This window comes from Pseudomonas sp. QLc11A, from assembly GCF_052112305.1.
Lineage (GTDB): Bacteria > Pseudomonadota > Gammaproteobacteria > Pseudomonadales > Pseudomonadaceae > Aquipseudomonas > Aquipseudomonas laurylsulfatiphila.
Map to the genome: position 1 here is coordinate 154873 of NZ_JAVAJJ010000012.1, position 23947 is coordinate 178819.

Here is a 23947-nt window from a genome sequence, read left to right on the forward strand (position 1 = left end):
TGTGTTCGCAGGCCAAGAAAAAACTACGTAGCCAATCTCCCTTCTGGCGCAGCATGTGGTTATTGTTCAACCACAACAAATCGCTACCCGAGCGGATAGGGGTGGCGCGCAAATTGCCTGGATGCCTGATTCGTTCTCCCCCGAGGTTTGCTGTGGCTGCCTACAATCTGCGTCAACTGAAATACTTCATCACCACCGTCGAGTGCGGCAGCGTCGCCGAGGCCTCGCGCAAGCTGTACATCGCCCAGCCTTCGATCTCCACGGCCATCAAAGGGCTGGAAGACAGCTTCGGCGTACAACTGCTGATTCGTCACCATGCACAGGGCGTGTCATTGACCCCCAGCGGTGCACGCTTCTACCGCAAGGCCCAGGAACTGCTGCGCATGGCCAAGGAGTTCGAGCAGAATGCCCTGGCCGACAACGATGTGGTGTCCGGGCAGATCGATATCGGCTGCTTCGAAACCGTCGCGCCGCTGTACCTGCCGCAATTGATCGCCGGGTTTTCGGCGTTGTACCCGGGAGTGGAAATCCGCATCCGCGACGGCGAGCAGCAGGAACTGGTGCAGGGCCTGACCTCCGGCGCCTTCGACCTGGCGATCCTCTATGAGCACGATCTCGACGGCACCATCGCAACCGAACCCTTGATGCCGGCGCAACGACCTTACGCGCTGCTGCCGGCCGATCACCGTTTTGCCCAGCAGGCACAAGTCTCATTGCGGGACCTGTACCTGGAGCCGATGATTCTTTTGGACGTGCAACCGAGCCGGACCTATTTCGTCAGCCTGTTCGAAGAGCTGGACCTGACCCCGCGCATTGCCTTCAGCTCGCCATCGATCGAGATGGTGCGCGGCATGGTCGGACAAGGCTTTGGTTTCTCGATCCTGGTGACCAAGCCGCATTCGGAGTGCACCTACGACGGGCAGAAAGTGGTGTGCGTGGACATCGCCGAAGACGTCACCGGCTCCGGGCTGGTGGCGGCCTGGCTCAAGCGCGGGCAACTGACCAAACCGGCGCAGTTGTTTGCCGACTATTGCCGCGAGCAACTGACCGCTAAATCCGAACGCTCAGACTGATCCCCTGTGGCGAGGGGGCTTGCCCCCGTTGGACTGCGTAGCAGGCCCTGGAGCTGGGGCCGCTGCGCGACCCAACGGGGGCAAGCCCCCTCGCCACAGAGTTCGCATCCAAATGATTATTTACGCGGTTTGATCCGCGCAGTCGCTTCGGCCACCAGCGGGTCATCCGGCCAGTAATGCTTCGGGTACCGCCCCTTCAAATCCTTCTTCACTTCGGCATAGGTGCTGCGCCAGAAGTTCGCCAGGTCCTGCGTCACCTGCACCGGCCGCCGCGCCGGGGACAGCAGGTGCAGCTTGACCACTTGCCGCCCTCCGGCGATGCGCGGGGTTTCGGCCAGGCCGAACAACTCCTGCAGACGCACCGCCAGAATCGGCGGCTGTTCGCTGTAGTCCAGGCGAATTGACGAGCCCGACGGCACGCTCAAATGATGCGGCGCCAACTCGTCCAGCCGCTGCGGCAGCGGCCACGGCAGCAGGTTGTGGACGATGCTCGACAGGTCCAGATTGGCGAAGTGACTGAGCCGCGACACCTTGCCCAGATACGGCAACAGCCAGTGCTCCAGACCTTTGAGCAACGCGGCATCGCTGACATCCGGCCACTCGCTCTCGCCCTTGCCGGCGAGGTCCAGTTGCCGCAACAACGCCACTCGTGCCTGCCACTGACGCAGCTCCGGCGTCCATGGCAACAGTTCCAGGCCTTTGCGCCGCACCAGATTCACCAGTGCCTGGCTGCGGGCACTTTCGTCGAGGCCGGTGAGCGGTTCACGGCTGAGGATCAATTCGCCAACCTTGCGCTGACGCTCGGCCCGCAGCACACCTTCGCGCTCATCCCAATCCAGTTGATCGACGCAACGCACCTGCTCGGCCAGCACTGAGTCGAACAGCGCCGGATCGAAATCCGTCGCCAGATAAATCCGCTCTTCACGCTGCCCCTGGCGACTGCCCAGATCGGCGATCACCAGCCACGGCTGTTTCATCAGGCTGTCGGCCTCGGCGAACAGCGCGGCACGACCGTTGGCCAAGCGATACTCCGCGCCACCGGCGCGCCGTTGCTGGGCGACGCGGTCGGGATAGGCCAGCGCCAGCAATGCACCGAGCCAGCGCGGGTGATCCGGATCGCTGACCGGCTCCGAGGCTTTGCCGCGCAAGTAACCACGGTATTGTCGCGCCAGTTGCCGTGCGCGTTGCACGCCACCCTGCGCGCCACGTGCGGCGCGTTCTTCGCCAGACAGCAATACCAGTCGGCTGTGCAAGTCCGCCCCGGCGCCGCGCAAGATATCGCGCTCGCCGAGCAGTGCGGCGACGTCGCAAGCCATCTCCGCCAGACCCAGTGCCTGGCCGCGCAACAGCAAATGCGCGATACGCGGATGGGCCGGCAGTTCGGCCATGGCCTGGCCGTGACGGGTCAGCGCTTCGCCGTCCAGTGCACCCAGGCGTTCGAGCAGATCCTGAGCCTGTGCATAAGCGGCGGCCGGTGGCACGTCAAGCCACACCAGTTGCCCGGGTGTCACACCCCAGCGCCCCAATTGAAGGGCCAGCCCGGCAAGGTCCGCCGAGAGGATTTCCGCGCTGCCATAAGCCGCCAGTTGCTCGTGCTGATCCTGGGACCACAGGCGATAACAAACACCGGGCTCCAGACGCCCGGCCCGGCCTGCGCGCTGGGTCGCACTGGCCTTGGAAATGCGTTGGGTGTCGAGACGGGTCATGCCGCTGCCCGGGTCGAAACGCGGCACCCGCGCCAACCCGGCATCGATCACCACGCGCACGCCGTCGATGGTCAAACTGGTTTCGGCGATGTTGGTGGCCAGCACCACTTTGCGCTTGCCCGGCGGCGCCGGATCGATCGCCGCCCGTTGCGCCGTCAGGTCCAGTTCACCGTGCAACGGACACAGCAGAACCTGTGGGTTGTCACCCAAGGCATCGGCCAATTGTTGATGCACGCGGCGGATTTCCGCTTGCCCCGGCAGGAACACCAGCACGCTGCCGGTCTCGTCGTTCAAGGCTTCGAGGATGGTCTGCACCAGGCGCGGCTCGATGAATTCACCGACCTGGAACGGCCGACCCCAGCGCATCGCCACCGGGTACATGCGCCCTTCGCTGCACAGGATCGGCGCGTCGTCGAGCAACCCGGCCAGGCGTTCGCCTTCAAGCGTGGCGGACATCAAGAGAATTTTCAGCGGCTGATCGTCACGGAACAGTTCGCGACCATTGAGGCTCAGGGCCAAGGCCAGGTCAGCGTCGAGGCTGCGCTCGTGAAACTCGTCGAAAATCAGCAGGCCCACGCCTTCCAGCGCCGGATCATCCTGCAGGCGCCGGGTGAGGATGCCTTCGGTGACCACTTCGATTCGGGTATTGGGGCCGACCTTGCTGTCGAGGCGAATGCGATAGCCCACGGTTTCGCCAACCTTTTCCCCCAGCTCACTGGCCAGCCGTTCCGCCGCTGCGCGTGCAGCCAACCGGCGGGGTTCGAGCATCAGGATGGTCTGCCCGGCCAGCCACGGTTCGTTGAGCAAGGCCAAGGGTACGCGGGTGGTTTTACCGGCGCCGGGCGGTGCTTCGAGCACGGCTTCGTGGCGTGTAGCGAGGGCTTCACGCAGGGCGGGTAAAACTTCATCGATCGGCAAAGAAATCATGCTGGCTCCCAAACAGAGCCGCGAGTATAACGGCGAACTGCGTGGCGTTAATCACGGTCCTAATTCATACCGACGACGTTTCGTTTCGAGATTACCCAGGAGATTTCATATGCGTGCTCCCTTTCGCCTGATTGGCGGTGTTCTGGTCGCAACCTTGCTGACTCAAGTGACCGCCTGCGGGTCGATCTTCTACCCCGACCGCCGTGGCCAGATCGAAGGCAAGATCGACCCGGCCATCGCCGCGCTCGATGCCGTGGGCCTGCTGTTCTACATCATCCCCGGCCTGATCGCGTTTGCCGTGGACTTCGCCACCGGTGCGATTTATTTCGAACCGGGCAAGACCGCCCAGGTCGATCCGCAAAAACTCAAGGATGCCATCGGCCCCGACGGTCAGGTCGATAACCGCAAGTTGCAGACTATTCTGGAAAGCGAGCTGGGCCGCAGCTTCCCGCTGGACGATCCACGCCTGATCCAGAGCAAAGGCAGCACCCAGCAACTGGCGATGTTCGGCCTGCAACCGGCCGCGTAATCCCTACACGCGAAAGGACTCTTCAAGGAACGATGGCCACTATGACCTCCAGCTCCGAACACGCCCGCCTGCTGCGGCTGGCGACCCGTGCCTCGGTGGCGGTGGCATGCATGTTGATCATCGCCAAAGCCATCGCCTGGTGGCTGAGCGGCTCGGTGAGCATGCTCGCCGGGCTCACCGACTCGACACTCGACGGCGTCACCTCGTTGCTCAACCTGCTGGCAGTGCATTACGCCCTGCGCCCCGCCGACAATGATCATCGCTACGGGCATGGCAAGGCCGAGTCATTGGCGGGCATGGCCCAGGCGTTGTTCATTGGCGGCAGTGCGGTACTGATTGCGTTGCAGGCCTATGATCGGCTCAAACATCCCGAACCGGTCGGCGCGCCGTGGATCAGTATCGGCGTGATTGTGTTCTCCCTCGTACTGACCCTGGCGTTGTTGATGTTTCAACATCGGGTGGTCAAGGCCACCGGCTCCAACGCGGTACGCGCCGACTCCCTGCACTACCGCTCGGACCTGCTGCTCAACGGCAGCATTCTGATCGCGCTGGTGCTGGCCGGGTATGGCCTGCATCAGGTCGACCCCTGGTTCGGTCTGGGAATCGCCGCCTACATTCTGTGGAGCGCTGTGCAGATCGCCCGGGAGAGCTTTGCGGTGTTGATGGATGAAGAACTGCCGCCGGAGGTCAGCCAGCACATGCTGGAATTGGCGTGCAGCGTGCCCGGCGTGCTGGGTGCCCATGACCTGCGCACGCGGATTTCCGGCAACCAGTGGTTTGTGCAGTTGCATCTGGAGCTGCCGGGGGAACTGACGCTGTCAGTGGCCCACGGCATCAGCGATCAGGCTGCCGCGGCCATTCACGACGCCTACCCGCGCGCCGAAGTGCTGGTGCACGCCGACCCGCAGGAAGTGGTGAAATCCGCTCGGGTTCAGTAGTTGACCTGATAACCACGACTGCTCAGGCAATTGCCCTGGGCCTGTCGGTAGGCTTGCACCACCGACGGGTCTGGCTGGTAGGTGGCGGTGCGTGGATCGAAACCACTCTGCTGCACCGCGTACTGATAACACTCGTAGCCATCGCGACTGACCTGCTCCGGCGACTGGCCGTTGGCCGGGTACGCCTCCACGTCATAACCATTGCTGGCGGCCGGTGGCGACTGCGGTTGGCCAATCGGCGGCTCGACCACGACGTAATCCCGGGTGCTCTCCTGATAGGCGTAATACGAACCGGCCGCGAGGAACAGCAGCGCCCCGCCGATCCATATCTGCTCGGCGTAATCAGGAAGGTAGCTGACGCGAATGCCGCGTGGTGGCGCTACCACCTCATAACGCGGGCCCAGCGGGCGATACCAGTAGCCACCGGAATAGTAGTAATCCATGCCACGGTAAGGCACGCGCAAGTTACGCTCGGGGAAGCGGTCGATCACCTGTCCGGGGCGATACCTGGGACCTGGCCCCCAGCCGTTACCGCGTCCACTCGGGCGTCCGTCCCAGTGATTGTCATTGGTCGGCGCACCGATATAGCCCTTCCAACGCTGATTGTAATCGTAGCGATGCGGCTGATCCTGGTAGTGCTGATCCTGGTAGTCATGGCGCTGCGGCGGCTGGGTCTGGCGTACGGTGTCGGGGCGGGGCTGGATCGGCATGTCAGTGGCCGGCAACTGCGGGGGAGGCGGCGGTGAGCGAACCGGGCTGTTGAAATCCGGCGCTGGACGGGGCTGCCTCTGGCTATTGTTCTGATGTTGATTCTGGCCGTTGTGCTCGTACTGGCGGTTGTCGTTGTTCTGCGCACGCGGCTGGTTCTGTGGCGGGCCGTTCTGCGGGCGTGGCTGGTTGTTGCCACCACGGCCCTGACTCCCCCCCTGGTTACCACCCTGATGCCCATCCTGGCCGTGCTGCCCGCCATCATGGCCACGGTTTTGCTGATCATCGGCCAGCGTTTGCGCAGTGACACTGACACACAGCAAACCAACACCGGCCAAACGCCAGATGCGCGATTTCATGCTTATCCTCATTGCGGGTCAGGGCCTGTACGTAAGACTGGGAAAGCAGTGACCGGTTCTGCGACAGGTTATCAGTCGCGCAACTTATTTATTGAGGCCAGGAGGGTCAAATTCCACGCAAGAAAAAGGGGAGACCCGTCGGCCTCCCCTTGGAGAACTTCGTCCTGGCTCAACGCTTGTGGCGCCGGCTCACCTCACGCCGTCTTCTGGACAGTGTGTAGCTCGGGGGCCGGCACATCCCCGGTGGGGGTGGCGACCGCGGCGGGCCTGATTGGGCGAGCCGCACTGGACTGTTTGTCCGAGCAGTGATTCTGGTGATAAGAATAGGCCGTGAGCGCCGACAGAGGATTGCGAAGATTGCTTGATTAAACATCACTTGCGCAATTTTTAACCCAAGATACATAATCTGCCGCAATAGTTACGACAAAGGACTGATTGATGAGCAAGCTCGATCGTTACGACCTGAGTATTTTGGCGGAATTGCAGCGCGACGCACGCATCTCCAACCAGGAGTTGGCCGAGCGCATCGGTCTGTCGCCTTCGCCGTGCTCGCGGCGGGTCAAGCAACTGGAAGACGACGGCTACATTTCCCGTCAGGTCGCCCTGCTCGACCGCAAGATGCTCGGCCTGAGCCTGACGGCCTACGTGCTGATCGGCATGGACCGTCATACGCCGGAACGTTTCGAGAACTTCGAAGCGGCCATTCGCACCTTGCCCCAAGTGCTCGAATGCAGCCTGGTGACCGGGATGGATGCCGACTATCAACTCAAGGTCGTGGTGCCGGACATGGATCACTACCAGAAACTGCTGCTCGGGCATCTGACCCGGATTGAAGGCGTGACCAGCGTGCGTTCGAGTTTTGTGCTGAACCAGGTGCTCAACAGCACTGAGTTGCCGCTGACTCATCTGCGTAGCTGAAGGCCCCATCGCGGGCAAGCCACGCTCCCACAGGTTTTGTGTTGACCTCAATTTTGTGAGCGACTCAAAACCTGTGGGAGCGTGGCTTGCCCGCGAAGAGGCCGGCACAGGCGACGAATGACTGCGGCACACTGCCGCAGGTCAATACTGCACGCAGCCAGCGAGGCGTATACTCCCCGCGCCCTTTTAGCCTCGCCCGCGCTGGAGATGTTCGATGGATCCTGCAGTTTTTGAAGAGTGGATGATGACCGGCCTGGTCACGATCCTGATCATTTTCATGGGTTTCATCGTCTGGGATCTGGCGAAGAAGTCCAAGGCCGGCCGCTTTGGCTCGTTCATCCTGTTCTTCGTGCTGGGCCTGGGCGTGGCCGCGTTCATCATCAAGAGCGTGGTGATCGGCTTGATCGAATCCGGCACCTTATAAGCGCGCCGGTACTTCTTTCCACTGTCCCTGATCGAGCCCTTCGATCGTCCAGTCACCGATTCTGACCCGCACCAGGCGCAAGGTCGGCAAACCGACCGCAGCGGTCATGCGCCGCACCTGCCGATTGCGCCCTTCGCGAATCACCAACTCCAGCCAGCTGGTCGGCACGCTTTTGCGAAAGCGCACCGGCGGATTGCGCGGCCATAGCTCGGGCTCGTCCAGTTGTCGCGCCTCGGCGGGCAAGGTCATGCCGTCATTCAATTCGACGCCGTCACGCAAGCGCTGCAACTGCTCGGTGCTCGGCTCGCCCTCGACCTGCACCCAATAGGTTTTGGCCAGTTTGTGCTTCGGGTCGGCGATTCGCGCCTGAAGCTGGCCGTCGTTGGTCAACAGCAACAAGCCTTCGCTGTCACGATCCAGGCGTCCCGCCGGATAGATTCCCGGTACATCGATGTAGTCCTTGAGCGTCGCGCGCCCTTCACCGTCGCTGAATTGCGTCAGCACATCGAAGGGTTTGTTGAACAGGATCAGCTTCGGCTCGGCCGGTGGTGCCTTGGCGACACGGCGCGGGGCTGCAGGCGACGGTTTCGTGCCAGGGCGGCGGGAAACGGGACGTTGAGGAGGACGAGACATGAGAAAGGAAACATCTAACGGTCAGGGCTGCTAATGCTAGTGCCCCAACCGTCAAATGACCATGACAACCGTTAGCGGAACGGCGGCTCGTCGAAGCTGCGCAGTTTGCGCGAGTGCAGTGAGTTGAGTTCGGTGCGCAACAGATCCACCGCCTCGATACCGATCTTCAAGTGCTGGCTGACCGCGCGCTCATAGAAGGCGTTGGCCGAGCCCGGCAACTTGATTTCGCTGTGCAGCGGTTTGTCCGAGACGCAGAGCAACGTGCCGTACGGCACCCGCAAACGATAACCTTGCGCTGCGATGGTGCCACTTTCCATGTCCACCGCCACGGCGCGGGACAGGTTGATCAGCGGCCTTTCTTGCGCCCAGCGCAGCTCCCAGTTACGGTCGTCGTAGGTCAGCACGGTGCCGGTGCGCAGGCGTTTTTTCAGTTCGTCGCCCTTCTCGCCGGTGATGTTGGCCGCCGCCTGCTGAAGCGCCATCTGCACTTCGGCCAGGGCCGGAATCGGAATGTTCGGCGGCACGACCCGGTCGAGAATGCCGTCGCGACGCATGTAGGCGTGGGCCAGCACGTAGTCGCCAATCGTCTGCGACTGACGCAGGCCACCGCAGTGACCAATCATCAACCAGCAATGCGGGCGCAGAACGGCGAGGTGGTCGGTGATGTTCTTGGCGTTGGAGGGGCCGACACCGATGTTGACCAGGGTCACGCCGTGGCCGTCACTGGCGATCAGGTGATAGGCCGGCATCTGGTAACGGTGCCAGACCACGCCGGCGGCAATCGCCGACGCTTCGCCGTGATCCATGCTCTTTTCGATGATCACGTTACCCGGCAGCACCATGCGCACGAAGCGCGGGTCCTGGCGCAATTGTTCCAGGCCGTGGACGATGAACTGGTCAACATAGCGGTGGTAGTTGGTCAGCAGAATCCACGGCTGCACATGGCGCCAGTCGCTGCCGGTGTAATGCACCAGTCGGCGCAGGGAGAAATCCACCCGCGCGGCATCGAACAACGCCAGGGGCAGCGGATCGGTGTTTTCCCAGTCGTACAAACCGTCGGCAATGCCGTCGGTCGCGGCCGACAGGTCGGTACTCGGGAACACCCGCGCCAGCACGGCTGCGGTGACGCCGGAACCTCCCAATTCATCGCCCTGCTCGACCACATACGGATACGGGATGTTCTGCTGGCTGACACCGACTTCCACCGTCACGGTGAAGTCGTGCATCAACGGAACCAGCTGTTCCAGCAGGTACTTACGGAAAGCAGACGGATGGGTGACGGTGACGCTGTAGGTGCCCGGCAGCTGGACCTTGGCATAGGCACGGGTGGTCTGCGGGACTTCGCCCTGGCAAAGGTAGGTCAGGCGCAGCTCGGGATAACGGAACAACGCCCGCTGCTCGGCATCAGGCTCGACGCGGTCCTTGAGGTAACGCTTGAGCGCCTGGCTCAGCGCGGTGGTTGCACGATTGTGCAAGAGCGCAAGCCGATCCACGGCTTGCTCGGCGGTTTGAACGACAATAAAAGCTTCGGTCACGATCAGCATCCTGTGTTCTGACTTGCAGACCTTCATCTTGCCTGCATCGTCGCTTCACGGGAACAGTGGTGTGTTGGCAATGCATCATTGCAGTATCCACAGAACTAATGTGGGAGCGAGCCTGCTCGCGAAAGCGGTCGGTCAGTCACATCAATGTTGAATATGACACTGCTTTCGCGAGCAGACTCGCTCCCACAGGAGGCCGGTGTCGCTTAGAAGCCTTGCGGGGTCGATCGGGCGACAATGGCATCCACGTCCAGGCCGCGTGGCAACGCGCCGTACACTCGGCCGCCACCGTCCAGGCGACTGGCGATGAAGGCATCACTGACCACTGAATTCCCGGCTTCCAGCAGCAACTTGGCCTGCAACCCCAAGGCGATGTCTTCCGTCAGTTGCCGGGCGCGATACTGAATGTCGCTGGTGTCCTTGAAGGCTGCCTGCAATTGCTGGATGTGCGCGGCAAGGCGCTTGTCGCCATGGCCATCGCCCAACTCGCTGAACAGTGCATCGAGCACGCCCGGTTCCTTTGACAGGGCACGCAGCACGTCCAGGCACTGCACATTACCGGAACCTTCCCACGTCGAATTCACCGGCGCCTCGCGGTAAAGCCGCGGCAGAATGCTGTCTTCGACATAACCTGCGCCGCCCATGCATTCGGCGGCCTCGTTGATCATGGCCGGCGCCCGCTTGCAGATCCAGTACTTGCCCACCGCCGTTACCAACCGGGCGAACCTGGCTTCCTGCGAGTCGTCCAGATGATCCAGCGCCCGGCCCATACGCAGGCTCAAGGCCAGGGCGGCTTCGCTTTCCAGCGCCAGGTCCGCCAGCACGTTCTGCATCAACGGCTGTTCGCTGAGCAATTTGCCGCCGACCGAACGATGAGCGCAATGATGGCTGGCCTGGGTCAACGCCTGACGCATCAGCGAACTGGAACCGACCATGCAATCGAAGCGGGTCATGGCGACCATCTCGATGATCGTTGGAACACCACGCCCCTCTTCACCGATCATCCACGCCAGTGCGCCGCGGAACTCCACTTCGCTGGAAGCGTTGGAGCAATTGCCGAGCTTGTTCTTCAGGCGCTGGATGTAGAACTGATTGCGTGTGTCGTCCGGGCGATGGCGCGGCAGCAGGAAACAGGTCAGGCCCTTGTCGGTCTGCGCCAGTGTCAGGAAGGCGTCGCACATCGGCGCCGAGCAAAACCACTTGTGCCCCACCAACTCATAGGCCTGGCCCGGACCGCTGGCTCCGACCGGATATGCCTTGGTGGTATTGGCCCGCACATCGGTGCCGCCCTGCTTCTCGGTCATGGCCATGCCGATGGTGACCCCGGCCTTGTGAGCCATGCCGACGTTGCGCGGGTCGTATTCGGTGGCGAGGATTTTCGGCAACCACTTTTGCGCCAGGTCCGGCTGCAGGCGCATGGCCGGAACGCTGGCGAAGGTCATGGTCAACGGACAGCCACTGCCGGCTTCGGCCTGGCTGTGCAGATACGACATGCTAGCGCGGGCCACATGAGCGCCGTCCTGCGGGTGCGCCCAAGGCAACGAGGTCAGGCCGTGCTCGACTGCCGTGCGCATCAGTTGGTGATAGGCCGGATGAAATTCCACCAGATCGATGCGATGACCAAATCGGTCATGACTGTTGAACACCGGCTTGTTCTGATTGGCGAGGAACCCGGCTTCCATCAACGGACCACCGGCCAGCGCCCCGTAAGCGTCGATCCGCGATTCGGCCCAACCGGCCCCGAACCGCCGCGACCATTCCTGCAACGGCAAGTCGATGCGGTAGAGGTTGGCGCCGTCCAGGGACGGTGGCTGGTTGGTGACTTCGTGGGTTTCGGCAAACTGATGCAGGTTCATGACTGGGCTCCTTTGGTCGGCCAAGGGACTTCAGTTAAGCACCGCCCCTCAACCGAACAAAGTGTCATATCCGCCTAACTGTCGGCGCTTTCGCCCTGTTGCGAGCAGAGCACCCGGCGGTAGAGCGCGGCCTGCAAGTCTTCGAATTTCACCGGCTTGCTCAAGTAATCAATCAACGCGCCGGTCGGGCAGCGTTCACGGTCACCCCCCAGGGCGATCATGAACAACGGCAGCTCGGCATAGCCCGGCAGCGCGCGGATCCGGCAGCACAGCGACTCACCGTCCTGGCGCGGCAACTGGCAATCGACCAGCACCGCATCAAACACTTCGCGCTGCAGGAGATCGAGCGCGACATCGGCTCCGTCGGCCGTACGCACGCGGAACCCCAGCTTGAGCAACATGCCGCGCATCACCAACTGGCTGATGCTGTTGTCATCCACCAACAACACGGCACAATCCTGAGGCAAGCGCAGGTGCGGAAAATCCCGGGACATCAACGGCGCCAGCGGGCGCTCGGCCACCGGCAGCCCGACTTCCACATCCAGCTGAAACCGGCTGCCGCGTCCCGGCTCGGAACGATGCGTCAGGCGTCCACCAAGCAATTCGACCAACTGCCGGCAAATCGCCAGACCAACACCCAGGCCACCGTATTCACGGGTCATAGAGCCATCGACCTGGAAGAACCGTTGATACATCGTGGCCTCTCCCAGATCGGTGAAGCCAATGCCCGTATCGATCACCGCAAAGCTCAACGCCACCCGGTCGGGCTCAATGGCCTTGCCGGTCACCCGCAAGGCCAGGCCGCCGATCCGGGTGAATTTGATGGCGTTGTCCAGCAAACACTCCAGGCATTGCGCGATCTTGGTGTTGTCGCCGTGCACGCGATCCGGCACGCCGGATGCGATGTCGACCTTGAAGTCCAGCGACTTGCTCGAAGCGTTGCCCTCGAACTGCGTGCGCAGCGCCTCGACCATGCCGCGCAAGCTGAAAGTGTCGGTCGAGGCCTGGAGCTTGCCGGCCTGCAGTTCGGTGAGGGTCAGAATACCGTTGACCATGCGCATCATGTCCCGCGCCGACCCCGAAGCCGTCTGCTGATACTGCTCAAGCTCCGGGTTCATTTCGACCGTCTGCATCAATTCCAGTGAACCGATCACACCGTTCATGGGCGTGCGAAGTTCGTGGGTCAGGGTGGCCAGGAATTCGTCCTTGAGCTTGTTACTGCGAGCCAGTTGCTGATTGAGGATTTCAAGCTTCTGGCCGGCGTCGAATAGCGTTTGCGCCTGCTGCTCGCGCATGTCGTTAATGCGGTCGGCCAGTGCCAGGGACAACAACGCCACTTCAATGGCCGAGCCGATCTGGCTGGAATACATGGTCAGGAACACATTAGGCAGGTATCCAAGCACCATCAACGTATTGACGATGCCGCCGAGCAAAAACGCCGACCAGGCAATAATGAAATACCGCGCGACGCGCAGGCCCCGCAACCAGGCAAAGATCCCGGCGGCAAAAATCACCACCGTGAACGTCAGCGCCAGGGCCGTGGCCAGGCGCAAGGCCAGGGCGTAGCTGGTCATCAATGACAGGCCAACCACCAGCGCACTGAAGGCGACCAGCGCCAGCAACAAGCGATCGAGCCAGCGACTGTGGATAGCCATTTGCAGGAAACTGCGGGCGAACTGACTGCCGAACAGACCCGCGCAGCCGATGAAAAACGGCGTCGCGGCGTTGGCCCACCAAGGGTTGTCCGGCCAGAAATACTGCACCGCCGCGCCATTGACCGACAGCTGATACAAGCCGAACGAAGCGATATAGAAGATGTAGTAGAGGTAACTGGTGTCGCGCACGCTGAGGTAGATGAACAGGTTGTAGACCAGCATCCCCAGCAACACGCCGTAGATCAGCCCCAGTACATAGAGGCGCACAGGCTGCTCTTCGAGGTAGGCGGTGCTCGACCACAAGGTTACCGGTGCCTGGATCGAGCCTTCGCTTTGCAATCGCAGGAATAGGGTTTCGGCCTGCTCAGGTTTGAACGTCAGGTCGAACAGATAGTTGTTCTGACGAATCTCGCGGCTGGCGAAGGGCAAGGCATCGCCGGTCTGCCTGACCAACTGATAGTTGCCGGCCGCATCGGGCAAATAGAGATCGAGATGATCGAGGGGTGGATAGGCCAGTTCCAGCAGCCAGGTCCGTTGCGCCGCCGGATCGGTCGGGCGGTAATGCAGGTCGATTTTCAACCAGAACACCGAGCGCGAGTACCCGGCGTTGAGCGTGTCTTTGTTGTGCGCCTTGAAGTTGCCGGCCGCCGCTTGCGCGCGGATATCCGCGATGGTCGCCTGACCACCTGCGTCCTCATAGACCTGCAGGGTTCGGCCCAAGGGGAGGGTCTGAGTGAACTCATCGAACTCGACGGCGTTTGCCAGGAGGGGCAAACACAACAGCAACATCAGCAAATAGCGCATTGAAGCCCCAGCGTGGCCTGTCCGGTTCTGTCAGGAAGCCCCCCCATTCCTTTTGAGCAGACGTAAAACCGGTATCACCTGTTATTGGTTTGGATCCACTCTAGCATAGCCGTTGATGGCCATTAAACACCATTGAAATATTTCCTACAAAGGCTCTAGAACGGGCGTTACAGAGGAACTACCAGGACATAATCAGAGGCAAGCAAATCACTGCCACAATGGAACAGGCAGACTGGATGTCACCACACCCGAAAATCAACGTTTGGTGGTAAGCTCGCGCACCATGAATATCTACAGCTCTCGCCCCGTTGTCCTCTGTCTCTCCGGCCACGACCCAAGTGGTGGCGCCGGCTTGCAGGCAGATATCGAAGCCCTGCTCGCTCAGGGATGCCATGCGGCTCCGGCCGTCACCGCCCTGACCGTGCAAGACACCGTCAATGTCACTGACTTCCGCGTCCTGGACCGTGAGTGGGTACTGGCCCAGGCCAATGCAGTACTCAACGATTCCGAAGTCGCGGCGGTCAAACTGGGCATGCTCGGTTCCCTGGAAATGGTCGACACCGTGGTCGAACTGCTTTCGGCGCACCCGCATTTGCCAGTGGTCTGCGACCCGGTGCTGCGCGCCGGCGGCGGCGGACGCCTGGGCAAGGACGAAGTCGGCTACGCCATGCGCGAACGCCTGCTGCCCTTGTCGATCATTGCCACTCCCAACCTTCCCGAAGCCCGGATCCTCGCCGAACTGCCCGAAGGCACCGCGGACGAGTGCGCTGAAAAACTCCTGCCGTTCGTCAAACACCTGCTGATCACCGGCGGCCATGGCGACGAAACCGAAATCCACAATCGCCTGTACAGTCGCGACGGCCTGCGCGAAACCTTTACCTGCCAGCGACTGCCCGGCAGCTATCACGGTTCCGGTTGCACCCTGGCCAGCGCACTGGCCGGTCGTCTGGCCCAGGGTGAAAACCTCGCCAGCGCCGTGCAGACCGCGCTTAACTACACATGGCGCACCCTGCGTGACGCCGAGCAGCTGGGCAAAGGCCAGTTTGTGCCGCGCCGCCTGCCGCTGGATTTCTGTTCGTAACTTCCATTTGTAATGCGGTGAGGCTTGACCGATGAAACTACGTGGCCTGTACGCCATTACCGACAGCCATTTGCTGGACGGTAAGTTGCTCAAGTACGTGGAGGCGGCGCTGGAAGGCGGCGTCACCTTGCTGCAGTACCGCGACAAAAGCAGCGACGAGGCCCGCCGCCTGCGTGAGGCCGAAGCCTTGCGCGAGCTGTGCGAACGCTACAAGACCCAGCTGATCATCAACGATGATGCCGAACTGGCCGCGCGCCTCAATGTGGGCGTGCATCTGGGCCAGACCGATGGTCCGCTGTCACCGACCCGCGCCCTGCTCGGTTCTAAAGCCATCATCGGCTCGACTTGCCACGCGCAACTCGAACTGGCCGAACAGGCTGCCAGAGAGGGTGCCAGTTATGTCGCCTTCGGCCGCTTCTTCAATTCCAACACCAAGCCCGGCGCACCGACCTGCAGCCTCGAACTGCTCGACCAGGCGCGCAAGCAACTGCACTTGCCGATCTGCGCGATCGGCGGCATCACCCTGGACAACGCCGCCCCGCTGGTGGCCCATGGGGTCGACCTGCTGGCCGTGGTGCATGGGCTGTTCGGCGCAGAGAGCACGGCTGAAGTCACCCGCCGTGCCCGCGCCTTTAACGAATTACTTAAAATCTGAGAACCCGAATATGTCTCGTTCCGAAACGCTGTTTGCCAATGCCCAGAAACACATTCCCGGTGGCGTGAACTCGCCGGTTCGCGCGTTCAAGAGCGTCGGCGGCACGCCGTTGTTCTTCAAGCACGCCGAAGGCGCCTACGTCACCGACGAAGACGACAAGCGCTATGTGGATTACGTCGGTTCCTGGGGCCCGATGATCCTCGGCCACAGCCACCCGGATGTGCTGGACGCGGTGCGCAAGCAGCTGGAGCACGGCCTGTCCTACGGCGCGCCGACCGAGATGGAAACGCAGATGGCCGACCTGGTCTGCTCCCTCGTGCCGTCGATGGAAATGGTGCGCATGGTCAGCTCCGGCACCGAAGCGACCATGAGCGCCATTCGCCTGGCCCGAGGCTTCACCGGCCGCGACAGCATCATCAAGTTCGAAGGCTGCTACCACGGTCACTCCGACAGCCTGCTGGTCAAGGCCGGTTCCGGCGCACTGACCCAGGGCGTACCGAGTTCGGCCGGCGTACCGGCAGCGTTCGCCAAACATACCCTGACCCTGCCGTTCAACGACATCGACGCCGTTGAAGCCATGCTCGCCGAAGTCGGCCAGGATGTGGCCTGCATCATCGTCGAGCCAGTGGCCGGCAACATGAACTGCGTGCCGCCGGCACCGGGTTTCCTCGAAGGCCTGCGGACCCTGTGCGACAAGCACGGCGTGGTGCTGATTTTCGATGAAGTGATGACCGGTTTCCGCGTCGCCCTCGGCGGAGCCCAGGCGTACTACGGCGTGACGCCGGACCTGACCACCTTCGGCAAGATCATCGGTGGCGGCATGCCGGTCGGCTGTTTCGGCGGCAAGCGTGAAATCATGCAGCGCATCGCCCCGCTGGGTCCGGTCTACCAGGCCGGTACGCTGTCCGGTAACCCGCTGGCGATGGCCGCCGGCCTGACCACCCTGCGCCTGATCAGCCGTCCGGGCTTCCACGCCGAGCTGACCGACTACACCACTCGCCTGCTCGACGGTCTGCAACAGCGCGCCGATGCGGCGGGCATTCCGTTCGTGACCACACAAGCCGGCGGCATGTTCGGCCTGTACTTCAGTGGCGCCGACGACATCGTCACTTTCGATGACGTGATGGCCAGTGACGCCGCGCTGTTCGGCCGCTTCTTCCACCTGATGCTCGAAGGTGGCGTGTACCTGGCACCGAGTGCCTTCGAAGCCGGTTTCACGTCGATCGCCCACGGTGAAGCCGAGCTGAAACTGACCCTGGACGCCGCCGAGCGTGCCTTCGCTGCCTTGAAATAACGCTGTAGCGCTGACGTTGGCCATTGCCAGCGTCAGCTTTCACCTACACGCCCGCCTCCATTCCTACACTTCCAGCAAAAATCCTCCGCAAAACGGGAGATATATTTCCCGCGCAGCAGAAAAACGAGTAAAGACTTTGTAAGGTTGGCCCTGCTTATTTCATAATGCGCGCTTATTGGATCCCTCGATGGGTCCGCGCGCCCTTCAGAGGTAAGTCGATTCCCATGAACCGCACCGGCCGCACCCTTGCACTGGGCTGCCTGTTGCTTCTTCAGCCCCTGCTCGCGCACGCACAAGCAGGCGGCAACTCGTTGTTGATCCCAGCGATGGGTCGCTGCACCCTCAATACCCAGCCGCAAGACCTGGAACAGGCGATCGCCGCCTGCCAGAAAGCGTCGGATGAAGGGGATGCGCAAGCGCAATACGAGTTGGGTGAGTTCTACTACGAAGGTAAAAACGCGCCACGCGACCTCAATCAAGCCCTGAGCTATTTCGAAAAAGCCTCGCTGCAAGGCCATGCCCAGGCGCAATTCAAGCTCGGTACCATGTTCTTCCACGGCGAAGGCGTACCGGCCAATAACGTTCAGGCGTACATCCTGCTGAAGATGGCGGCGGTCAACGGCGCCGAAGACGCACTGGACACCGCCGACGAAGTCACCGAAAAAATGCCCCGCGAAGAGCTCGAACTCGCCACCCAGGTGCTCGGGCAAATTTTCCGTAAATATTTGATGGAGTTGCAGAGCGCTGACGGGCGTACGCCTTTCGCGCCGCTGCCCTGATTTTTGCGTTGATCTGACTGGCCCCATCGCGAGCAAGCGCGCTCCCACATTCGACTGCATTCCCATATGAGAACTCGGTCAACTGTGGGAGCGAGCTTGCTCGCGATAGGGGCGACTCGATCTTGAGGCTTACTTCTCAGGCATCGGCATCGGAAACGGCATGACATTGCCGACCGCGCCACGGGCTTCGCTGATTTTCGGGGTCCCCAGACGCTCGACTTCGTCGATCCGCACGATCGAATGCATCGGCACAAAACTGCGCACCACGCCCTCGAACTGAGCCTTGAGCTTTTCTTCGCTCGGATCGACGACCACTTGCGTGCGCTCGCCAAAGACGAACTCTTCCACTTCCAGAAAGCCCCACAGATCACTTTGATAGATCTGCTTGGCGTACATTTCGAACACCTGGCCCTGGTTGAGGAAAATCACCTTGTAGATTGGAGCTTCACGTTTGGTCATGGTGGGCGGGTAACACATCGAGGGATAAAAAAGAGGGCGCGAACTATAGCATAGCCGCCGGACGCACAGCGGTAGGAACCTTGAGACATGTTCCCTATAATGCGCGGTTCTTTGAATCACGTGATGACTCTTTCCATGGCCAAGAAGCTTTACATCGAAACCCACGGTTGCCAGATGAACGAGTACGACAGCTCGCGCATGGTCGATCTGCTGGGCGAACACCAGGCCCTGGAAGTCACCGCGCGCGCTGAAGACGCCGACGTCATCCTGCTCAACACCTGCTCGATCCGCGAACGTGCGCAGGACCGCGTCTACTCCCAACTCGGGCGCTGGCGCGAACTGAAGCTGGCCAACCCGGACATGGTGATCGCCGTCGGCGGTTGCGTGGCCAGCCAGGAAGGCGCGGCCATCCGCGATCGCGCACCGTACGTCGACGTGGTGTTCGGCCCGCAAACCCTGCACCGCCTGCCGGAAATGATCGACGCCGCACGCATCAGCAAGCTGCCGCAAGTCGACGTCTCGTTCCCGGAAATCGAAAAGTTCGACCATTTGCCCGAGCCACGCATCGACGGCCCGAGTGCTTACGTGTCGGTGATGGAAGGCTGCAGCAAGTACTGCACGTTCTGCGTGGTGCCCTACACCCGCGGCGAAGAAGTCAGCCGGCCGTTCGACGACGTGATTGCCGAGATCATTCACCTGGCCGAAAACGGCGTGCGCGAAGTGACACTGTTGGGGCAAAACGTCAACGGTTATCGCGGCCTCACCCATGACGGGCGCCTGGCGGATCTGGCCGAGCTGATCCGCGTGGTTGCCGCCGTCGATGGCATCGACCGCATCCGCTACACCACGTCGCATCCGCTGGAGTTCTCCGACAGCCTGATCCAGGCCCACGCCGATGTGCCGGAGTTGGTCAAGCACCTGCATTTGCCAGTGCAGTCGGGCTCGGACCGCATCCTCGCCGCGATGAAACGCAACCACACCGCGCTGGAATACAAATCCAAACTGCGCAAGCTGCGCGCCGCCGTGCCGGGCATCTGCATCAGCTCGGACTTCATCGTCGGCTTCCCGGGCGAGACCGAGAAAGACTTCGAACAGACCATGAAGCTAATCCAGGACGTCGGTTTCGACTTTTCCTACTCGTTCGTCTACAGCCAACGCCCCGGAACTCCGGCCGCAGACCTGGCCGATGAAACGCCGGAGGAGCTGAAAAAAGAGCGCCTGAATGCCCTGCAACATCGCCTGAACCAGCAAGGTTTCGAGATCAGCCGACAAATGGTCGGTTCGATCCAGCGAATCCTGGTGACCGATTACTCGAAAAAAGACCCGGGCGAGCTGCAAGGCCGGACCGAGAATAACCGTATCGTCAACTTCCGCTGCGACAATCCGACCCTGATCGGCCAGTTCGCGGACGTGCACATCGATGCCGCGCAGCCGCACTCGCTGCGGGGTTCGCTGATTCAATAACACCGAATATCCCTGTGTGAGCGGGCTTGCTCGCGAAGGCGGTCTGTCAGCGCCATTAATGTCGACTGACACTCCGTCTCCGCGAGCAAGCCCGCTCCCACAGGCACAGCGCCAGAGGCGGGAATCGGGTTGCCTCATTTAAGAGCTTTCGCACCCGCGCCACTGGCGTTATCCTTGATTTCATCTCAATTGCCCCAGGGCGGCTAAATACGACCTTGAACGCACCCATAGAACCACATCGTTTCATCCTCGAGCCTTTTGAAGCTCGCCGCTTCGCCAATCTGTGCGGGCAATTCGACGAGCATTTGCGCTTGATCGAGCAACGCCTGACCATCGAGATCCGCAATCGCGGCAACCAGTTCGAGCTGATCGGCGAGCCCAAACACACCACCTCCGCGGAAAACCTCCTGCGCCGCCTGTACCGGGAAACCAAGGGTACCGAGCTGTCGCCGGACATGGTGCACCTGTTCCTGCAGGAATCTGCCGTGGAACAGCTGGACAACCACTCCCCCGCCGAACCATCCGTGGCGCTGCGCACCAAAAAAGGCATGATTCGCCCCCGCGGCTTGAATCAGCTGCGCTATGTGAAGGAAATCCTCGGTAACGACATCAACTTCGGCATCGGCCCGGCCGGTACCGGCAAGACCTATCTGGCCGTCGCCTGCGCGGTGGATGCACTGGAGCGCGAGCAGATTCGCCGCATCCTGCTGGTGCGCCCGGCGGTCGAAGCGGGTGAAAAACTCGGTTTCCTGCCTGGCGACCTGTCGCAAAAAATCGACCCGTATCTGCGCCCGCTCTACGACGCGCTCTACGAAATGCTCGGTTTCGAATACGTTGCCAAGCTGATCGAGCGCCAGGTGATCGAAGTCGCGCCACTGGCTTACATGCGCGGCCGCACGCTGAACAACAGCTTCATCATTCTTGACGAAAGCCAGAACACCACGGTCGAGCAAATGAAGATGTTCCTGACCCGGATCGGCTTCGGCTCCACGGCCGTCATCACCGGGGACATCACCCAGGTCGACCTGCCACGCGGCACCAAGTCCGGCCTGCACCATGTGATTGAAGTGCTCAAGGAAGTGCCGGGGATCAGCTTCACCCATTTCCAGCCCAAGGACGTCGTGCGCCATCCGCTGGTACAGCGCATCGTTGAAGCCTACGAGCGCTTCGAAACCCGTGCGGCCGACGATGCAGCCGCCAAGGATAGCCGCCGCGATGCTTGAGCTTGACCTGCAAATCGCTACCCAAGCCCCTGCCCCCAGCGAAGCCGAGTTCCGCCAGTGGTGCGAACTGGCTTTGCGCCAGCGCAGCGCCGACTCGGAAATGACCATTCGCCTGGTCGACGAAGCCGAAGGACGCGAGCTGAACCACACCTGGCGGCAAAAGGATTACGCAACTAACGTCTTGTCATTCCCGGCCGATGTGCCGGATGAGTTCCTCGACATCCCGCTGCTGGGCGATCTGGTGATCTGTGTCGCCGTGGTCGAGCGTGAAGCCGCCGAACAAGGCAAGCAACTCAAGGCCCATTGGGCACACCTGGTGATTCACGGCTGCTTGCATCTGCTCGGTTACGACCATATTGATGACGACGAAGCCGAGGAGATGGAAGCACTGGAACGAACGTTGCTTGCAGAATTGGGCTTTCCCGATCCGTACGCGGACGACGAAACCGATTTATCCCCCACAGAAACAACAAAGGATTCAGAGTAATCGCTATGAGCGAAGATCGATCGAGCAACGGGCAGAAGTCATGGCTGGGGAAGCTCACCCAGGCTTTTGCCCACGAGCCGAAAAACCGCCAGGAGCTTTTGGAGCTACTGCGCGATGCACACCAGAACAAACTGTTGGACAGCGAAGCGCTGGCCATCGTCGAAGGCGCCATCCAGGTGGCTGACTTGCAGGTGCGGGACATCATGGTCCCGCGCTCGCAAATGGTCAGCATCAAGGCGAACCAGACACCCCGCGAGTTCCTGCCCGCCGTGGTCGACTCGGCTCACTCGCGCTACCCGGTCATCGGCGAAAGCCACGATGACGTGATGGGCGTGCTGCTGGCCAAGGACCTGCTGCCCTTGATCCTCAAGGAGAACGGCGACAGCTTCAACATCAAGGATCTGCTGCGTCCGGCCACCTTCGTGCCGGAATCCAAGCGCCTTAACGTGCTGCTGCGCGAATTTCGCGCCAACCACAACCACATGGCCATCGTCATCGACGAGTACGGTGGCGTGGCAGGCCTGGTCACCATCGAAGACGTGCTGGAACAAATCGTCGGCGACATCGAAGACGAACACGATGTCGAAGAAGACAGCTATATCAAGCCGCTGCCGAGCGGTGATTTCCTGATCAAGGCCCTGACACCGATCGAGAACTTCAACGAATTTTTCGACAGCGAGTTCTCCGATGATGAATTCGACACCGTTGGCGGTCTGGTGATGAGTGCGTTCGGGCATCTGCCAAAACGTAACGAAATCACTGAAATCGGCCCATACCGCTTCCGCATCCTGAACGCCGACAGCCGTCGGATTCACTTGCTTCGCCTGACGCCCATTGCTCGCTAAGGATTGAAATGCGCTGGACAACCCGCCCCGGCTGGCCCGGTAACCTGCTGGCCGTGGCGGCCGGTGCAATCACCACCCTGGCCCTGGCGCCGTTCGATATCTGGCCACTGGCACTGCTCGCCGTCGGCCTGTTCTATGCCGGCCTGCGCGAACTGAGCCCACGTCAAGCCTTGGGTCGCGGCTGGTGTTTCGGTTTCGGCCTGTTCGGTGCCGGCACCAGCTGGATCTACTACAGCATTCATCACTTCGGCGGCGCTTCGGTATTGCTGGCCGGCTTCCTGATGCTGCTTTTCACGGCGGCGATTGCCTGGTTCTTTGCCCTGCCCGCCTGGATTTGGGCGCGCTGGCTGCGCCGCAATGAGGCGCCGCTGGCCGACGCCCTGGCCTTCGCTGCGCTGTGGGTCGCCCAGGAAGCCTTCCGCGGCTGGTTCCTGACCGGTTTCCCGTGGCTGTATTCCGGCTACAGCCAACTCGATGGCCCGCTGGCCGGGCTCGCGCCCCTTGGTGGGATGTGGCTGATTTCCTTCACCCTGGCCTTGACGGCAGCGCTGATCTACAACGGCTTGCGCCTGGTTCGCACGGGGCGCAAAGGCTTCATTGCTGCCGGTGTATTGCTGCTGGTCGGTCCATGGCTGCTCGGCATGGCGCTCAAACACCACGCCTGGACCAGCCCTTCGGGCCCGCCACTGAGCGTCGCCGCCATTCAGGGCAACATCGAACAAAGCATGAAGTGGGATCCTGCGCAGCTCAACGCGCAGTTGGCGCTGTACCGCGACATGAGCTTCAGCTCCAAACGCGTCGATCTGCTCATCTGGCCGGAAACGGCGATCCCGGTGCTCAAGGAGTCCGCCGAGGGCTACCTGAACATGATGGGCGACTTCGCGGCCGAACGTAAATCGGCGTTGATTACCGGCGTCCCGGTCCGCATGGAGGTACGCCACGAGAAGCGTTTCTTCAATGGCATCACCGTGACTGGTGAAGGCGACGGCACTTACCTCAAGCAGAAACTGGTGCCCTTTGGTGAATATGTTCCCTTGCAAGACATCCTGCGCGGGCTGATCGCCTTCTTCGACCTGCCAATGTCGGACTTCGCTCGCGGCCCGTCTGACCAGCCGCTACTGCAAGCCAAGGGCTATCAGATCGCGCCGTTCATCTGCTATGAAGTGGTTTATCCGGAGTTCGCCGCCAGCCTTGCCGCCCGCAGCGACCTGTTGCTGACCATCAGCAACGACACCTGGTTCGGCACCTCCATTGGCCCGCTGCAACACTTGCAGATGGCACAGATGCGCGCGCTGGAAGCCGGCCGCTGGATGATCCGCGCCACCAACAACGGCGTGTCCGGCCTGATCAACCCGTTCGGTCAGATTACCGATCAGATCCCGCAGTTCGAACGCGGCATCCTGTATGGCGAAGTGGTGCCGATGCACAACCTGACTCCGTACCTGGAATGGCGTTCATGGCCGCTGATCATTGTCTGTGTGCTGTTGTTTGGCTGGGCACTGATTGCCAGCCGGATGGCCAAGACCCTTTAAAAGCTTCGCGAGCAAGCCCGCTCCCACATTTGATCGGCGTCGTAAACAAATACTGTG

At 61.5% G+C, this 23947-nt stretch carries 21 protein-coding genes; 14 read left to right on the forward strand and 7 right to left on the reverse strand.

The genetic code is table 11. The annotated features are described in order from the left end of the window. Window positions 1-152 precede the first annotated feature (152 nt). Complete coding sequence (locus tag Q8X48_RS18505) at window positions 153-1073, forward strand: LysR substrate-binding domain-containing protein (RefSeq protein WP_015096950.1); 921 nt, start codon at window positions 153-155, stop codon at window positions 1071-1073. Between the two features lie 116 nt (window positions 1074-1189). On the opposite strand, the gene hrpB is transcribed toward Q8X48_RS18505, so the two are convergent. Further along, window positions 1190-3706, reverse strand: a complete 2517-nt coding sequence (hrpB, locus tag Q8X48_RS18510) for an ATP-dependent helicase HrpB (RefSeq protein ID WP_407801000.1) — start codon at window positions 3704-3706, stop codon at window positions 1190-1192. A gap of 109 nt (window positions 3707-3815) precedes the next feature. Here hrpB and Q8X48_RS18515 point away from each other — a divergent pair, with 109 nt between their 5' ends. Next, entirely contained in the window at window positions 3816-4235 is a 420-nt protein-coding gene (locus Q8X48_RS18515) for a polyribonucleotide nucleotidyltransferase (protein ID WP_102673653.1), read from the forward strand. 41 nt (window positions 4236-4276) lie between these two features. Then, window positions 4277-5173 carry a cation diffusion facilitator family transporter gene (locus Q8X48_RS18520; RefSeq protein WP_095965703.1) on the forward strand — a complete coding sequence of 299 codons (897 nt, stop codon included), beginning with the start codon at window positions 4277-4279 and terminating at the stop codon, window positions 5171-5173. On the opposite strand, the gene Q8X48_RS18525 is transcribed toward Q8X48_RS18520, so the two are convergent. Beyond that, a complete protein-coding gene (locus Q8X48_RS18525; protein WP_407800997.1) occupies window positions 5167-6240 on the reverse strand; it encodes a DUF6515 family protein in 1074 nt (357 codons plus the stop codon). The genes Q8X48_RS18520 and Q8X48_RS18525 overlap by 7 nt on opposite strands. A gap of 438 nt (window positions 6241-6678) precedes the next feature. Here Q8X48_RS18525 and Q8X48_RS18530 point away from each other — a divergent pair, with 438 nt between their 5' ends. After that, on the forward strand, window positions 6679-7158 hold the full coding sequence (locus tag Q8X48_RS18530) for an Lrp/AsnC family transcriptional regulator (protein WP_007937367.1): 480 nt from the start codon (window positions 6679-6681) through the stop codon (window positions 7156-7158). Window positions 7159-7372: 214 nt separating this feature from the next. Then, on the forward strand, window positions 7373-7582 hold the full coding sequence (locus tag Q8X48_RS18535) for a DUF2788 domain-containing protein (protein ID WP_015096955.1): 210 nt from the start codon (window positions 7373-7375) through the stop codon (window positions 7580-7582). Here Q8X48_RS18535 and Q8X48_RS18540 read toward each other — a convergent pair. The 4 genes from Q8X48_RS18540 to Q8X48_RS18555 all read right to left on the reverse strand — a co-directional run bounded on the left by Q8X48_RS18540 (window position 7577) and on the right by Q8X48_RS18555 (window position 14071). Beyond that, window positions 7577-8215, reverse strand: a complete 639-nt coding sequence (locus Q8X48_RS18540; RefSeq protein ID WP_007990660.1) for a pseudouridine synthase — start codon at window positions 8213-8215, stop codon at window positions 7577-7579. The two genes, Q8X48_RS18535 and Q8X48_RS18540, sit on opposite strands and share 6 nt — an antisense overlap. Before the next feature lie 71 nt (window positions 8216-8286). Further along, window positions 8287-9786: an AMP nucleosidase gene (amn, locus tag Q8X48_RS18545; RefSeq protein WP_177325105.1), complete on the reverse strand. Its 1500-nt coding sequence runs from the start codon at window positions 9784-9786 to the stop codon at window positions 8287-8289. A gap of 176 nt (window positions 9787-9962) precedes the next feature. Then, window positions 9963-11612 (reverse strand): acyl-CoA dehydrogenase family protein, encoded by a 1650-nt coding sequence (locus Q8X48_RS18550; RefSeq protein WP_407800994.1) that lies wholly within the window; start codon window positions 11610-11612, stop codon window positions 9963-9965. Window positions 11613-11686: 74 nt separating this feature from the next. Continuing rightward, complete coding sequence (locus Q8X48_RS18555; protein WP_407800992.1) at window positions 11687-14071, reverse strand: 7TM diverse intracellular signaling domain-containing protein; 2385 nt, start codon at window positions 14069-14071, stop codon at window positions 11687-11689. A gap of 283 nt (window positions 14072-14354) precedes the next feature. On the opposite strand from Q8X48_RS18555, the gene Q8X48_RS18560 reads away from it, so the two are divergent. The 4 genes from Q8X48_RS18560 to Q8X48_RS18575 all read left to right on the forward strand — a co-directional run bounded on the left by Q8X48_RS18560 (window position 14355) and on the right by Q8X48_RS18575 (window position 17880). After that, complete coding sequence (locus Q8X48_RS18560) at window positions 14355-15152, forward strand: hydroxymethylpyrimidine/phosphomethylpyrimidine kinase (RefSeq protein WP_057713171.1); 798 nt, start codon at window positions 14355-14357, stop codon at window positions 15150-15152. 31 nt (window positions 15153-15183) lie between these two features. Further along, entirely contained in the window at window positions 15184-15807 is a 624-nt protein-coding gene (thiE, locus tag Q8X48_RS18565; protein ID WP_407800989.1) for a thiamine phosphate synthase, read from the forward strand. A 10-nt stretch (window positions 15808-15817) separates the two neighbouring features. Next, window positions 15818-17101, forward strand: a complete 1284-nt coding sequence (hemL, locus tag Q8X48_RS18570) for a glutamate-1-semialdehyde 2,1-aminomutase (RefSeq protein ID WP_008052405.1) — start codon at window positions 15818-15820, stop codon at window positions 17099-17101. Window positions 17102-17325: 224 nt separating this feature from the next. Next, window positions 17326-17880: a tetratricopeptide repeat protein gene (locus tag Q8X48_RS18575; RefSeq protein WP_095965710.1), complete on the forward strand. Its 555-nt coding sequence runs from the start codon at window positions 17326-17328 to the stop codon at window positions 17878-17880. Between the two features lie 129 nt (window positions 17881-18009). On the opposite strand, the gene Q8X48_RS18580 is transcribed toward Q8X48_RS18575, so the two are convergent. After that, entirely contained in the window at window positions 18010-18339 is a 330-nt protein-coding gene (locus Q8X48_RS18580) for a DUF1820 family protein (RefSeq protein WP_003185742.1), read from the reverse strand. A gap of 135 nt (window positions 18340-18474) precedes the next feature. Between Q8X48_RS18580 and miaB the strand changes: the two genes are divergently transcribed. The 5 genes from miaB to lnt all read left to right on the forward strand — a co-directional run bounded on the left by miaB (window position 18475) and on the right by lnt (window position 23890). Further along, window positions 18475-19803: a tRNA (N6-isopentenyl adenosine(37)-C2)-methylthiotransferase MiaB gene (gene miaB, locus Q8X48_RS18585; RefSeq protein ID WP_407800986.1), complete on the forward strand. Its 1329-nt coding sequence runs from the start codon at window positions 18475-18477 to the stop codon at window positions 19801-19803. Window positions 19804-20018: 215 nt separating this feature from the next. Next, a complete protein-coding gene (locus Q8X48_RS18590; RefSeq protein ID WP_015096962.1) occupies window positions 20019-21026 on the forward strand; it encodes a PhoH family protein in 1008 nt (335 codons plus the stop codon). After that, window positions 21019-21513, forward strand: coding sequence for an rRNA maturation RNase YbeY (gene ybeY / locus Q8X48_RS18595; protein ID WP_015096963.1), 495 nt, complete (start codon window positions 21019-21021; stop codon window positions 21511-21513). The genes Q8X48_RS18590 and ybeY overlap by 8 nt, the downstream gene beginning before the upstream one ends. A gap of 5 nt (window positions 21514-21518) precedes the next feature. Next, window positions 21519-22358 (forward strand): HlyC/CorC family transporter, encoded by an 840-nt coding sequence (locus Q8X48_RS18600; RefSeq protein WP_007975860.1) that lies wholly within the window; start codon window positions 21519-21521, stop codon window positions 22356-22358. Window positions 22359-22366: 8 nt separating this feature from the next. Then, window positions 22367-23890, forward strand: a complete 1524-nt coding sequence (lnt, locus tag Q8X48_RS18605) for an apolipoprotein N-acyltransferase (RefSeq protein ID WP_102673657.1) — start codon at window positions 22367-22369, stop codon at window positions 23888-23890. Window positions 23891-23947 lie beyond the last annotated feature (57 nt).

Coding starts and splice junctions, on each gene's coding strand:
- miaB (WP_407800986.1), top strand. CDS start 18,475: ATGGCCAAGAAGCTTTACATCGAAACCCACGGTTGCCAGATGAACGAG.
- Q8X48_RS18535 (WP_015096955.1), top strand. CDS start 7,373: ATGGATCCTGCAGTTTTTGAAGAGTGGATGATGACCGGCCTGGTCACG.
- Q8X48_RS18600 (WP_007975860.1), top strand. CDS start 21,519: ATGAGCGAAGATCGATCGAGCAACGGGCAGAAGTCATGGCTGGGGAAG.
- Q8X48_RS18525 (WP_407800997.1), bottom strand. CDS start 6,240: ATGAAATCGCGCATCTGGCGTTTGGCCGGTGTTGGTTTGCTGTGTGTC.
- hemL (WP_008052405.1), top strand. CDS start 15,818: ATGTCTCGTTCCGAAACGCTGTTTGCCAATGCCCAGAAACACATTCCC.
- hrpB (WP_407801000.1), bottom strand. CDS start 3,706: ATGATTTCTTTGCCGATCGATGAAGTTTTACCCGCCCTGCGTGAAGCC.
- Q8X48_RS18575 (WP_095965710.1), top strand. CDS start 17,326: ATGAACCGCACCGGCCGCACCCTTGCACTGGGCTGCCTGTTGCTTCTT.
- thiE (WP_407800989.1), top strand. CDS start 15,184: ATGAAACTACGTGGCCTGTACGCCATTACCGACAGCCATTTGCTGGAC.
- Q8X48_RS18540 (WP_007990660.1), bottom strand. CDS start 8,215: ATGTCTCGTCCTCCTCAACGTCCCGTTTCCCGCCGCCCTGGCACGAAA.
- ybeY (WP_015096963.1), top strand. CDS start 21,019: ATGCTTGAGCTTGACCTGCAAATCGCTACCCAAGCCCCTGCCCCCAGC.
- Q8X48_RS18550 (WP_407800994.1), bottom strand. CDS start 11,612: ATGAACCTGCATCAGTTTGCCGAAACCCACGAAGTCACCAACCAGCCA.
- Q8X48_RS18515 (WP_102673653.1), top strand. CDS start 3,816: ATGCGTGCTCCCTTTCGCCTGATTGGCGGTGTTCTGGTCGCAACCTTG.
- Q8X48_RS18560 (WP_057713171.1), top strand. CDS start 14,355: ATGAATATCTACAGCTCTCGCCCCGTTGTCCTCTGTCTCTCCGGCCAC.
- lnt (WP_102673657.1), top strand. CDS start 22,367: ATGCGCTGGACAACCCGCCCCGGCTGGCCCGGTAACCTGCTGGCCGTG.
- Q8X48_RS18580 (WP_003185742.1), bottom strand. CDS start 18,339: ATGACCAAACGTGAAGCTCCAATCTACAAGGTGATTTTCCTCAACCAG.
- Q8X48_RS18555 (WP_407800992.1), bottom strand. CDS start 14,071: ATGCGCTATTTGCTGATGTTGCTGTTGTGTTTGCCCCTCCTGGCAAAC.
- Q8X48_RS18520 (WP_095965703.1), top strand. CDS start 4,277: ATGACCTCCAGCTCCGAACACGCCCGCCTGCTGCGGCTGGCGACCCGT.
- Q8X48_RS18530 (WP_007937367.1), top strand. CDS start 6,679: ATGAGCAAGCTCGATCGTTACGACCTGAGTATTTTGGCGGAATTGCAG.
- amn (WP_177325105.1), bottom strand. CDS start 9,786: ATGAAGGTCTGCAAGTCAGAACACAGGATGCTGATCGTGACCGAAGCT.